We start from the raw sequence: 12,800 nt of genomic DNA, 5'->3' as shown, positions 1-12,800 counted from the left end.
ATATTTCTCAGAAGTAACCAGCTTATTTTTATAGGGCCGTATACCGAGTTTCGAAGAGCATACGGCCTATTGTTCACTAATAACAACGCATTAACTGCATTACATTAGCTTATTTTTCATCTACGACTAAATCACCGAAGTATGGGAAGTTCATGCCGTTCACGATAGGTGCAATATGAACATTAGACTTCGCAGCCCATGCTAGGTTTTCCCAATGTAGTGGAACAAATGCCGCATCTTTGTACAAAATCGCTTCTACTTTTTGTAGTTGCTGTGCACGAGATGATGGATCGGTATTCACGTTCGCTTCTGCGATTAACTTATCCACTTCTGGGTTCGAGTAGTGGCCACAGTTGTACTGACCTTTACCAGTTTCTTCGTTACGAGTCATGGTTAAGAATTCAGTTAAGTTTGCAGAATCTTCGGTATCGGAGTGCCAACCGATCATCAGCATGTCTGCTGCACATTTATCAAACTCAGGCCAGTATTGCGCTTTTGGCATGGTTTTGAGGTCAACTTTAATACCAATTTTCGATAGCATTGCAGCCGTCGCTTGCGCGATTTTCGCATCATTCACATAACGGTTATTCGGCGCGATCATCGTCATGCTAAAGCCTTTCTCATAACCGGCTTCTTTCATTAACTCTTTGGCTTTTTTCAGATCGTAGCGAGGTTTAAGATCCGGATTGTAGCCTGCGTAACCTTCAGGGCTTTGTTGGCCAGCAGCCGTTGCAAAACCTTTCATAATACGTTTTGCGATACCTTCATTATTGATGGCATACACAATCGCTTTACGTACTCGGACGTCTTTTAGTGCCGGATTACTGTCTTGGTTTAATTGGAACGAAATAATACGCGTACCAGGTAAAGTGACGAGATCGAAACCTTTAGCATCTTTAACACGCTCTTGGTCATTAGGAGCAACCGGAGCAATCATATCCACACCACCAGAAAGTAGTGCCGCAACACGTGTCGCATTTTCTTTGATTGGTTTTAGTGTTAAGTGATCAACATTACCTTTGCTGTCTTTGTCCCAATAATCTTTAAAGCGAGTGAAGTCGACTTTAACGCCTTGTTCACGAGAAGAAACGATAAATGGGCCAGTACCTGATTCATGGGTAGAAGCGAAAGAGTTACCGTGCTTAACGATTTCACCTTTATCTGGTGACTCTGAGTAGAACTTGCTGTCCATTGGGAAGATGTAAGTGGCCGTTTGCAGCACCAATGGGAAACCTTCATCGGTTTTAATATCAATGGTGTAATCATCCACTTTTACCATATCGGTAAATGGCGTGAAGATACCTTTAAAGTCTGCCGATTGTTGTAGGCGCTTAAAGGTCCAAATCACATCATCAGCCGTCATTGTATTGCCTGAGTGGAATTTTACGCCTTCACGCAAATGAAAACGCATAGTGTGATCATCAATACGCTCCCACTTTGTAGCAAGACGAGGTTCAAACTCTAGTGATTGGGTATAACGAACCAGTGGATCAAATACCATGTGAGAAAGTTGAAGCGTACCACCAGACAGCTGCTCATGTGGGTCAAGCGATACTGGATCAGCATCATAGGCAACCGTAATATCGGCAGCAAGCGCATTAAAACTCAAACCAGCTGCCATTAAAGCCACTGTCAATTTGGTCTTCATCATTTTCATTTGCATAACTCCTTCATGCGGGAGGACATCCCTTGTTTTTATTTAGAGTGTAAATGTCGTATTTCTACATCTGTAACTTGTCTGTATTCACAGCACTAATTAAAACTGTGATTAAGCAGTTTTAATGTCTTCTCGTAACCCGGTAAATTCCGGCATTAAAGAAATGAGTTGTTTACTGTACTCATGTTGAGGCTCAGTAAATAATTGCTCGGTTGGAGACACTTCCAATAATTGCCCCATTTTCATCACACCTATTCGATCACACATTTGACGAATAACCGGTAAATCATGGCTGATAAATAACATGGTTAAATTCAGCTCATCTTGTAAGTCCTTTAATAGATTCAAGATCTGTGCCTGAACGGATACATCGAGTGCGGAAGTCGGTTCATCACAAATCAATAAACGAGGACGCGTCGCTAAAGCGCGAGCAATCGAAATTCTCTGACGTTGCCCCCCCGAGAACTCATGCGGATATTTCACCCCAGCCATGCGGCCTAAACCAACGTGATCTAATAGATCGTGTACGATCTTACGAGTTTCCTTCTCATCACGGGTTAATTTATGAAAGCGAATCGGCTCGGCAATGATGTCGAAAATTTTCATCCGTGGGTTCATCGAGGTATAAGGGTTCTGGAACACCATTTGCATTTGGCGGCGGAATGGTCGACGCTCACGTTCGGATTTAATCGCAGTTAAATCAATCCCTTCAAAGGTTACTTTGCCCTCATTCGGTGCATATAAACCGGCAATAACACGAGCAATCGTCGATTTACCAGAACCGGATTCACCTACCAGACCAAACGTCTCACCTTCATAAACTTCAAAACTGACATTATTGGAAGCTTGAACATACTCTCGACGAGATTCGAAAAACGAGTCTTTCGTGGTAAAGCGTAGGCTAACATTTTCGACATTCAATAATGGCCCCGTATAATCACGCTGATCTTGGCTTTGACCAAGCCAGTGAGTTTTAACATCTAAAGGTTCTAGTTCATGGGCTTCTTCGATATAACTCACCAATGGAAATCGGTCGAATTTTTTATCTGAACGAGGGACCGCGGATATCAAACTACGTGTATAAGAGTGTTCTGGCGTGCCAAGAACTTTAGCAGTAGGACCAAACTCGACTAAATCGCCACGATACATCACAGCCACTTTATCGGTAACGTTAGAGACAACGCCCATATCATGAGTCACCAGCATACAGCCGACATTATTCTTAATGCATAGCTCTCGGATAAGGCAAAGAATTTGATCTTGAATAGAAACATCAAGAGCCGTGGTAGGTTCATCGGCAATAATTAAGTCAGGTTCCCCTGCCAATGCAATGGCAATCACCACACGCTGACGCATCCCACCAGAAAACTGATGTGGGTATTGTTTTAAGCGGTTTTCAGGCTGAGGAATTCCAACCTGATTCATTAGGTGTAATGCGCGTTTGTAAGCTTCTTTTTCCGATACTTTCATATTGGCATGAATAGTTTCGGTTAATTGATGCTCAACCGTAAACAGTGGATTTAGCGATGTCATTGGATCTTGAAAAATAAATCCAATTTTCGAACCACGTACTGAACGCATTTGCTCAGGTGTTAAACCTGAGATTTTCTCTCCATCCAAGAAAACATCGCCACCAGCGATTCGTCCTGGAGGGCTTAACAGATCAATGACCGCGTTACCGACGGTTGATTTTCCTGCACCAGATTCACCAACAACACCGACGATTTCGCCGCGTTCAATGCTGAAAGAAAGGGATTTTACCGCGGCGTGAACACCGTGACGTGACGGATATTCAATCCGCAGATCTTTAACTTCTAAAAGTGGCATTACCAGACCTCTACTGCTTTGACAGCTTTCTGCCTTGTCTGTAAAAAAACGAATCCATTCGTTGTAATCCCCATCAATAAAGAGAGGGGAGACAAATTGTGCATTCCAATTTGGCAAACAATTAATGAAAATGCAATAAAACAGCATATTAAACGGCAAAAAAAGCCGCCTTAAGCACATTTATTAACAAAAATTCAACAGAGCATAGATAATATTGCTGACAAAATAAACAACACAACAGATTTAGCCTGAAAAGTATGCAGGAGATCACAGAGGAAAATAATCTCAATAATGCATAAATAAGCACATCATGTTGTGAAAATCAAAGTAATAAGGCTGGGAGATACATAAGTATAAAAATTAAATCGATAACCAGTCATTTTTTAAGCCGATTACTTCAGATCAATATTCATCGATCAATCGAGTCGCTAAAAATATATTGAGTGCTTGATATAAAAAGCTACCGGTTTGCACTTTCAATCGAAGTCAAGAAAGGGTTAAAACGAAAAACAACCACATCATTGCTTATGTGGTTTTTAAAAGTAGCCGGTGAAGAGCCAAGATTCTAATACTGGCGAACCCCCGACTCGTCGGGCTTAAACGCAAAAAAGCCACACCTTTCGATGTGGCTTTTTCAAAGTGATCGGTGAAGAGCCAAGATTCTAATACTAGCGAACCTCCGACTCGTCGGACTTAAATGCAAAAAAGCCACACCTTTCGATGTGGCTTTTTCAAAGTGGTCGGTGAAGAGCCACGATTCTAATACTGGCGAATCCCCGACTCGTCGGGCTTAAATGTAAAAAAGCCACACCTTTCGATGTGGCTTTTTCAAAGTGGTCGGTGAAGAGGGATTCGAACCCCCGACCCTCTGGTCCCAAACCAGATGCGCTACCAAGCTGCGCTATTCACCGAATGTTTTACTTTGCCTAGTAATAATTAGCTGGGTAACTAATTTAAGCATTTCGCCTCGATAAATCGAAACTGGGAACTCTAGGTTACCATAATATGGGGTGGCTAACGGGGTTTGAACCCGCGACAACCGGAATCACAATCCGGGACTCTACCAACTGAGCTATAGCCACCAAAGTTAAAGCCTCACTCATAAGTGAGGCTTTAAAATATGGTCGGTGAAGAGGGATTCGAACCCCCGACCCTCTGGTCCCAAACCAGATGCGCTACCAAGCTGCGCTATTCACCGAATGTTTCACTTTGCCTATTAACAATTAGCTGGGTAACTAATTTAAGCATTTCGCCTCGATAAATCGAAACTGGAAACTCAAGGTTACCATAATATGGGGTGGCTGACGGGGCTTGAACCCGCGACAACCGGAATCACAATCCGGGACTCTACCAACTGAGCTACAGCCACCACTATTTTTACCGATTTTCCGCTTCCGAATGGCACGCCCGAAAGGATTCGAACCTTCGACCTTTGCCTCCGGAGGGCAACGCTCTATCCAGCTGAGCTACGGGCGCATGCCCTATCGGCGGAGTGGAATAATACGTATATCGCACTAGGGCGTCTAGTGTTTTTTGCACTTTTTTTACTGTTTGATGCGTTTTTCAGCAATTAAGCAATAAATAAACGTATTTAGGATGTGACGCACACCATGTCACGACAATCTTATAGTTTATGGCAACATAGTAAAAGGCTACAATCACCTCCTATTTACAAATTTATAACGATATACTGCTTTTTCGAGAGTAATGAAGCTTTGTTTTTATCTAGGTCTTTTTATTGACCTAAGCATATAGTGAGTTTATGGATATGATTCGCCAAACTTTAATGATACTGACCGCCACACTAACCTTTTCATCTTTCACTTTTGCTTCTGGAATAAGTGATAGCGAACGAGCCGCGATCGCTGATCGCATAAAACCCGTTGGAGATGTCTACCTTGCAGGTAGTGAGCCAGCAGCGGCTGAAGCATCAGGCCCTCGCGATGGTGCTGCAGTGTATGGCACTTTCTGTGTGGCTTGTCACGGTACAGGCGTGAGCGGAGCACCGAAAAAAGGTGATGCTGGTGATTGGGCACCGCGTGTTGCACAAGGTGAAGCAACCTTAATCAAGCACGCAATTGAAGGTTTTAATGCCATGCCTCCAAAAGGAACGTGTATGGATTGTTCTGATGATGAAATCAAAGCCGCTATTGAGCACATGGCAGCAGGTTTATAATTTATTACCAAACGATCAATAAAAAACCCATGGCTCGCAATGCGTCATGGGTTTATCTCTACAATGAAGATTACTGGCTTAAAACACTTTATTTCTTATTAAACATGGCTCGTAAATTAGCAATGTGGGCTTGGCCCTTTTCCATTCTTTCTTCAGCACTTTGTGGCTTTTTCTGTAGCTCCCATTCCACATCATCGAAAGGTAATTCGTCTAAGAAGCGACTTTGTGTTGGTTTAATTAACTCACCATATTGGCGGCGCTCACGGCACATCGTGAAGGTCAGCTCTTTTTGAGCTCGTGTAATACCGACATACATTAAGCGACGTTCTTCATCGACATTCTCTTCATCGATGCTAGTTTGGTGCGGCAAAATACCTTCTTCTGCCCCCATAAGATAAACATAAGGAAACTCTAAGCCTTTCGATGCGTGTAATGTCATTAACTGCACTTGATCGGCATCATCATCGCCTTCCCCACGTTCCATCATGTCGCGCAATGTCAGACGTTGAACCACCTCTTTAAGTGTTTTGACTTCTTGATCGTAATTATCGCCTTCTAAATCTGCGGTAATCCAAGAATAGAGATCTGAAACATTTTTCATCCGCATCTCGGCGGCTTTAGGGCTCGCTGACGTTTCATACAACCAATCTTCATAATTGATATCTCGCACTAATGAGCGTACTGCTTCTACAGTATTGCCTCTTTCAGCATTTTCAGAAATTTGTACTATCCAATGAGTAAAACGTCTTAGCGATTCTAAACCTCGGCCAGATAAATGTTGTTCAAGTCCCAATTCAAAACTGGCCTCAAATAAGCTTTTACCTCGCATATTGGCATAACTACCCAGTTTTTCGAGCGTCACAGGGCCAATTTCACGCTTAGGTGTATTCACAATCCGCAAGAAAGCATTGTCATCATCAGGGTTAACCAGAACACGTAGATACGCCATTATGTCTTTAATCTCCGCACGCGCAAAGAATGATGTTCCGCCAGAGATTTTGTAAGGTACTCGGTTTTGCATCAGTGATTTTTCAATCAGGCGAGATTGATGATTCCCACGGTACAAGATGGCGTAATCTTTATATTGGGTATGATTTAAAAAACGATGAGCGATAATTTCACCAGTAATTCGCTCAGCTTCGTGTTCTTCATTTTTAGCGGTGAGCAGCTTTAACTTCTCACCATCTGGGATTTCTGAAAACAGTTTTTTTTCAAATATATGTGGGTTGTTGGCAATCAGAATATTGGCACAGCGTAGAATACGACTGGTCGAGCGGTAATTTTGCTCAAGCTTGATCACTTTTAATTGAGGAAAGTCTTGATTGAGTAACTCAAGGTTTTGCGGACGCGCACCACGCCAGGAGTAAATCGACTGATCATCATCGCCAACTACCGTTAAACGTGCCCTTTCACCTACAATTAAGCGTACTAATTCATACTGACTGGTGTTGGTATCTTGATACTCATCCACCAATAAATAACGAATTTTAGACTGCCAGCGTTCGCGAACATCACTGTTGGTTTTCAGTAATAGCACTGGCATGGCAATCAGGTCATCAAAATCAAGCGCATTATAAGCTTTCATTTGATTTAGGTATTTTTCAAAACAAAAAGCAAATAGATGATCTTGTTCAGAACTCGCTTGCGCTTTCACCTGATCGGCGGTCAACATATCATTTTTCCAATTTGAAATACGGCTTAATAATTGACGCAACAGGTCTTTATCGCCATCTAATTGCTCTTCGGTTAAATCCTTAAGTAAGGCGAGTTGGTCTTGATCATCAAATAGAGAAAAGCCTGCCTTTAATCCTAATGCTTTGTATTCACGACGGATAATATTCAGCCCAAGGGTGTGAAACGTCGATACCATCAAACCTCGTGCTTCTTTTTTCCCTAAGGTTTGACCGACACGCTCTTTCATTTCTCGTGCTGCTTTATTGGTGAAGGTCACCGCTGCAATATGTCTAGCTTGATAACCACATTGCTGAACAAGATAAGCCATTTTATTGGTGATCACGCGAGTTTTACCCGAACCTGCGCCCGCTAACACCAAACAGGGACCGGAAACATATTTCACAGCTTCATCTTGTCTAGGATTTAATTTCATTTTTCTCTCAATTTTATGGCGTATTTATTGCTACATGCTCAAGATGTAACAAATCAATACTATTTTATAATTTCACTGGCGAACTACTAAGTTAAATATATAATGAATGAACGTTCACTCATTACCAGTTTTTATCTATGGTCAATTTAAAAGTTAATTCTTCCTTGGACAAGCGGCAGTTGCTTTTGAATACCGCAGAGCAATTAATTGCTAAAGCGGGATTTCAAGGTTTATCCATGCATAAACTCGCTCAAGAAGCTGGAGTGGCAGCTGGAACCATTTATCGTTATTTTCAAGATAAAGATGACCTGGTTGAAGCGGTTCGTATTCATGTTCTTCAGCGTGTCGCCGATATGGTACAGCAAGGTGTAGAAGAGCACATGCCTCTCAAAGAAAGATTTGTGCATATTTGGAAAAATGTTGCCCATGTTACAACGACTCAAAATGAAGTTGATGTCATTCTAAATCGTATTCAATATGAATCCTTACCGACGAAGCCAACTTGTGGTTCTGAGATGGAGCGTAAATTATTTTATAAAATCGAAGCTATGTTTAATGAAGGAAAAGATCTCGGTGTGTTTAAACCTTTGGATAATCATTTGCTCGCCAGTCTGAGTTTAGATGTTTGTTTATCAATCGCAAGAAAACACGTACTTGGTTGTTATGTCATCACAGATGCTGCTCTTGACTCTGCTATTGAAGCAAGTTGGGATGCGGTTATTCAACATTAATATTTTGGAGTTCTAACGAAATGAAAAAGTGGACTTTCGTTATGCTAATCATCGCAATACTGCTTTTTGGTAGCGTGATTGGCTTTAATATGTTTAAACAGAAGAAAATTGCCGAATACATGGCAAACATGCCTGAGCCCGAATTTCCGGTTACTGTCACTAAAGTTAACCCTGAAGATTGGACTCCAACGATTAATGCCATTGGCTTCGTCGAGCCGATTCAAGGCGTAACATTAACAGCCCAAACCAGTGGTCAGATTGATGCGATTCGTTTTGATTCTGGTATTAATGTTAAAAAAGGCGATGTATTAGTTGAAGTCGATTCAAAAGTAGAAAAAGCGCAATTACAAAGCTCTCAAGCTAAGTTACCAGCGGCAAAGGCTAAATATCTTCGTTATAAAGATCTTTACTCGAAAGGTTCAGTATCAAAAGAAGCGTATGATGAAGCGCAAGCAACCTATTTGTCTCTTTCTGCTGATATTACGAGCTTGAAAGCTTCGATTGAACGCCGTACGGTTACCGCACCTTTTGATGGTATCGTAGGCTTGCGTAACGTTTTCCTTGGTCAATTTTTAGAAACAGGAACTGAAGTTGTTCGCTTGGAAGATACCAGTGTGATGCGTTTACGCTTTACCGTACCACAAACCGATATCAGTAAGATTCATGTTGGTCAGCAAGTCAATATTACTGTCGATTCTTTTGCCGATAAAACCTTTGAAGGTTCTATTAGTGCCATTGCGCCTGCGGTTAATGCACAAAGCGGCTTAATTCAAGTACAAGCACAAATTCCAAACAATGACGGCAAATTGCGCAGCGGTATGTTTGCTCGTGCCAGCATTGTGCTGCCAACATTAAAAGACCAAATCATTGCACCTCAAACGGCAATCACATATACCCTTTATGGCGACAGTATTTATGTGCTTGAAGAAAAAGATGGTGTTAAACGTGTCATCCAGACCGTAGTGAAAGTTGGCGAGCGTGCGGGTAGTGTTGCTCATATCATGGAAGGCTTAGAGCCAGGCCAAACTATTGTCACATCAGGACAAGTTCGTTTGAGTAACAATTCGAAAGTTAAGATTGTGGAGAGCGATGCAACGACTCCACCAGCCCAAACCCCAATGCTGTAACTGGAGGCATTATGCGCTTTACTGATGTTTTTATAAAACGTCCAGTTTTGGCGGTATCAATCAGTCTTTTGATTGCATTGCTTGGTTTTCAAGCCATCTTCAAAATGTCTGTTCGCGAATACCCCGAAATGACGAATACCGTAGTCACGGTAACGACAAGCTATTACGGTGCGGACGCCAACTTGATCCAAGGTTTTATTACACAACCTTTGGAACAAGCGATCGCCCAGGCCGATAATATCGACTACATGACCTCCAGCTCTGTGTTAGGTTCATCAACCATTACGATTACGATGAAGCTGAATACCGATCCCAACGGCGCGTTAGCGGATATTTTGGCACAAACCAATTCGGTTCGTTCCCAATTGCCTAAAGAAGCTGAAGACCCAACGGTAACAATGTCAACCGGCTCAACCACGTCGGTACTTTATATTGGCTTTACCTCTAATGAGCTCGCATCTAGCCAAATCACTGATTACCTTGAGCGTGTAATTAATCCTCAATTATTTACGGTGAATGGTGTATCAAAGGTCAATCTGTATGGCGGTCAAAAGTACGCGTTACGTATCTGGCTTGATCCAGCCAAAATGGCGGCTTTCGATTTAACAGCAACGGATGTGATGGGCATTTTAAATGCCAACAACTACCAATCCGCAACCGGTCAGTCTACTGGTGAGTTTGTTGTTTATAACGGCAGTGCTAACACTCAAGTCGAGAATACGGCTGAGCTGGAACGCTTAGTGGTTAAATCCGATAAAGGGCAAGTCGTCAGACTAAGTGATATTGCCAAGGTTACGTTAGCCAAAAGTCACGATACTTATCGCGCAACATCTAACGGTTCCGAGGCGGTAGTAGCGGCAATTGATGCTTCTCCAACGGCAAACCCAATCAATATCGCTCATGATATTTTAGCGCTCTTGCCAGACTTAGAAAAAAACTTGCCTAGCAATATTGAAATGCGAATCCTTTATGATTCAACCGTTGCGATTAATGAGTCGATCAATGAGGTAATTCATACCATATTAGAAGCGGCATTGATCGTATTAGTTGTGATTACTTTATTCTTAGGCTCACTGCGTGCGGTTATCATTCCAATTATCACGATTCCTCTGTCATTGGTTGGTGTAGCCGTCGTTATGCAGGGAATGGGATTCTCGTGGAACTTGATGACCTTACTTGCCATGGTACTTGCGATAGGACTGGTGGTGGATGATGCCATCGTTGTATTGGAAAATGTCGATAGGCATATCAAGCTCGGTGAAACACCATTTAGAGCGGCAATTATAGGAACTCGGGAGATCGCGGTTCCCGTTATCGCGATGACATTAACCTTAGGTGCGGTATATGCTCCGATTGCCTTGATGGGCGGTATAACTGGTTCACTATTTAAAGAGTTTGCTTTGACTCTCGCGGGCGCGGTATTTGTGTCGGGCATCATCGCCTTAACCTTGTCCCCAGTAATGTGTTCTAAGATGCTCAAAGCCCACTCTAAGCCTAGTCGCTTTGAAGTAGTGGTACATAGCGTACTAGATCGCATGACCAATCGTTATGAACGTATGTTGCGCGCAGTAATGCAACACCGTCCTGTGATGATCGCATTTGCGATAATTGTTATGGCAAGCTTACCGCTCTTATTTAAGTTTATTCCAAGTGAACTAGCGCCATCGGAAGATAAAGGAGTGGTTGTTTTGATGGGTACAGGTCCATCGAATGCTAACTTAGATTATCTACAAAACACCATGGATGAAGTCAATAATGTACTTGTTGATCAACCAGAGATCCAATATGCACAAGCATTCACTGGTGTTCCAGCTTCTAACCAAGCGTTTGGTATTGCTTCGATGAAACCATGGAGTCAGCGTGAAGCTAGCCAATCGGAAGTAACCGAACGTGTCGGTAATCTCATGAAAGATATCCCTGGCATGGCGGTATCGGCTTTCCAAATGCCAGAATTACCAGGTGCAGGTTCAGGCTTACCAATGCAGTTTGTGATTACAACACCAAACAGCTTTGAAAGCTTATTCCAAATTGCCAGTGATATCTTGGTTGAAGTAGGTAAAAGCCCATTGTTTGTGTATTCAACATTGGATCTCAATTTTGATTCAGCAACGATGAAAATCAATATTGATAAAGATAAAGCTGGTGCTTACGGCGTGACCATGCAGGATATTGCCGTGACGATCGGTACAATGATGTCTGATGGTTATGTTAACCGTATCGACCTTAATGGGCGCTCTTATGAGGTTATACCGCAAGTAGAACGTAAGTTTCGCCTTAACCCTGAATCGATGAAAGGTTATTATGTTCGAGCGTCTAACGGACATTCGGTGCCACTTAGCGGTTTAGTTAACATTGAAGTTGTAGCACAGCCACTGTCACTACCTCACTTAAACCAGCTGAATTCAGCGAATATTAGCGCAGTTCCAGCACCAACGGCTTCTATGGGACAAGCGGTTGATTGGTTTGAAAATATTGCTGAAAGCAAACTACCTCTAGGCTATAGCCATGAGTATTTAGGTGAAGCAAGACAATTCGTAACTGAAGGTAGTGCACTGTATGCAACATTTGGTTTAGCGCTAGCTATTATCTTCTTGGTTTTGGCAATTCAATTTGAATCTATCCGAGATCCGTTGGTTATCATGGTATCGGTACCACTTGCGATTTGTGGCGCCCTGATAGCTCTTGCTTGGGGAGCTGCAACCATGAATATCTACTCACAAGTGGGGTTGATTACGTTGGTTGGCCTTATCACCAAACACGGTATTTTGATTTGTGAAGTCGCCAAAGAAGAGCAATTACATCACGGCAAGTCAAAAATGGAAGCGGTAATGGAATCCGCAAAAATACGTTTACGACCAATCTTAATGACAACAGCAGCAATGATTGCAGGTTTGATACCTCTATTATATGCCACTGGTGCAGGTGCAGCTCAGCGCTTTAGTATTGGCATCGTTATCGTAGCAGGGCTAGCTATTGGTACCTTGTTTACCTTGTTTGTATTGCCTGTAATTTACAGCTATTTGGCAAGCGAGCATAAACCGCTACCAGAGTTTGATGAGAGCATTCCTGCCATCGAAGAACCAAAGCACTAAGTCTTCATACTGACTAAAGTAAATACAAAGGCTACCAGCTAAATGGGTAGCCTTTCTTTTATTTAGCGACAACAAGCCGAGAC

At 42.4% G+C, this 12,800-nt stretch carries 6 protein-coding genes, 5 tRNA genes and 1 pseudogene; 4 read left to right on the top strand and 8 right to left on the bottom strand.

Going from position 1 to position 12,800, the window contains the following annotated elements:
* Positions 1–109 precede the first annotated feature (109 nt).
* From VRUMOI_RS00690 to VRUMOI_RS00660, 7 genes are all read right to left on the bottom strand, one after another.
* Positions 110–1,657 carry an ABC transporter substrate-binding protein gene (locus VRUMOI_RS00690; protein ID WP_089138775.1) on the bottom strand — a complete coding sequence of 516 codons (1,548 nt, stop codon included), beginning with the start codon at positions 1,655–1,657 and terminating at the stop codon, positions 110–112.
* 111 nt (positions 1,658–1,768) lie between these two features.
* Positions 1,769–3,484 carry a dipeptide ABC transporter ATP-binding protein gene (locus tag VRUMOI_RS00685; RefSeq protein ID WP_089138819.1) on the bottom strand — a complete coding sequence of 572 codons (1,716 nt, stop codon included), beginning with the start codon at positions 3,482–3,484 and terminating at the stop codon, positions 1,769–1,771.
* 834 nt (positions 3,485–4,318) lie between these two features.
* Positions 4,319–4,395, bottom strand: a tRNA-Pro gene (locus tag VRUMOI_RS00680).
* Positions 4,396–4,490: 95 nt separating this feature from the next.
* Positions 4,491–4,566 (bottom strand) — tRNA-His (locus VRUMOI_RS00675).
* A gap of 39 nt (positions 4,567–4,605) precedes the next feature.
* Positions 4,606–4,682: transfer RNA gene (locus tag VRUMOI_RS00670), tRNA-Pro, on the bottom strand.
* Between the two features lie 95 nt (positions 4,683–4,777).
* Positions 4,778–4,853, bottom strand: a tRNA-His gene (locus VRUMOI_RS00665).
* A 30-nt stretch (positions 4,854–4,883) separates the two neighbouring features.
* A tRNA-Arg gene (locus VRUMOI_RS00660) sits at positions 4,884–4,960 on the bottom strand.
* Between the two features lie 286 nt (positions 4,961–5,246).
* On the opposite strand from VRUMOI_RS00660, the gene VRUMOI_RS00655 reads away from it, so the two are divergent.
* Entirely contained in the window at positions 5,247–5,660 is a 414-nt protein-coding gene (locus VRUMOI_RS00655) for a c-type cytochrome (RefSeq protein WP_089138774.1), read from the top strand.
* Positions 5,661–5,748: 88 nt separating this feature from the next.
* On the opposite strand, the gene rep is transcribed toward VRUMOI_RS00655, so the two are convergent.
* Positions 5,749–7,767, bottom strand: a complete 2,019-nt coding sequence (rep, locus tag VRUMOI_RS00650) for a DNA helicase Rep (protein ID WP_089138773.1) — start codon at positions 7,765–7,767, stop codon at positions 5,749–5,751.
* Positions 7,768–7,904: 137 nt separating this feature from the next.
* On the opposite strand from rep, the gene VRUMOI_RS00645 reads away from it, so the two are divergent.
* From VRUMOI_RS00645 to VRUMOI_RS00635, 3 genes and pseudogenes are all read left to right on the top strand, one after another.
* The gene (locus VRUMOI_RS00645) at positions 7,905–8,498 is read left to right on the top strand and encodes a TetR/AcrR family transcriptional regulator (protein WP_089138772.1); all 594 of its coding nucleotides are present in this window, start codon (positions 7,905–7,907) and stop codon (positions 8,496–8,498) included.
* A gap of 20 nt (positions 8,499–8,518) precedes the next feature.
* Positions 8,519–9,625, top strand: a complete 1,107-nt coding sequence (locus VRUMOI_RS00640; protein WP_089138771.1) for an efflux RND transporter periplasmic adaptor subunit — start codon at positions 8,519–8,521, stop codon at positions 9,623–9,625.
* 11 nt (positions 9,626–9,636) lie between these two features.
* A pseudogene (locus VRUMOI_RS00635) lies at positions 9,637–12,684 on the top strand (multidrug efflux RND transporter permease subunit); the annotation flags it as partial.
* Positions 12,685–12,800 lie beyond the last annotated feature (116 nt).

The organism is Vibrio rumoiensis (assembly GCF_002218045.2).
GTDB lineage: Bacteria > Pseudomonadota > Gammaproteobacteria > Enterobacterales > Vibrionaceae > Vibrio > Vibrio rumoiensis.
The sequence above is the reverse complement of the archived record's forward strand: the minus strand, read 5'-3'. Positions and strand labels throughout refer to the sequence as shown.

Excerpts from the sequence above, each read along its gene's own strand:
- VRUMOI_RS00685 (WP_089138819.1), bottom strand. The coding sequence starts at position 3,484 with ATGCCACTTTTAGAAGTTAAAGATCTGCGGATTGAATATCCGTCACGT.
- rep (WP_089138773.1), bottom strand. The coding sequence starts at position 7,767 with ATGAAATTAAATCCTAGACAAGATGAAGCTGTGAAATATGTTTCCGGT.
- VRUMOI_RS00690 (WP_089138775.1), bottom strand. The coding sequence starts at position 1,657 with ATGAAAATGATGAAGACCAAATTGACAGTGGCTTTAATGGCAGCTGGT.
- VRUMOI_RS00640 (WP_089138771.1), top strand. The coding sequence starts at position 8,519 with ATGAAAAAGTGGACTTTCGTTATGCTAATCATCGCAATACTGCTTTTT.
- VRUMOI_RS00655 (WP_089138774.1), top strand. The coding sequence starts at position 5,247 with ATGGATATGATTCGCCAAACTTTAATGATACTGACCGCCACACTAACC.
- VRUMOI_RS00645 (WP_089138772.1), top strand. The coding sequence starts at position 7,905 with ATGGTCAATTTAAAAGTTAATTCTTCCTTGGACAAGCGGCAGTTGCTT.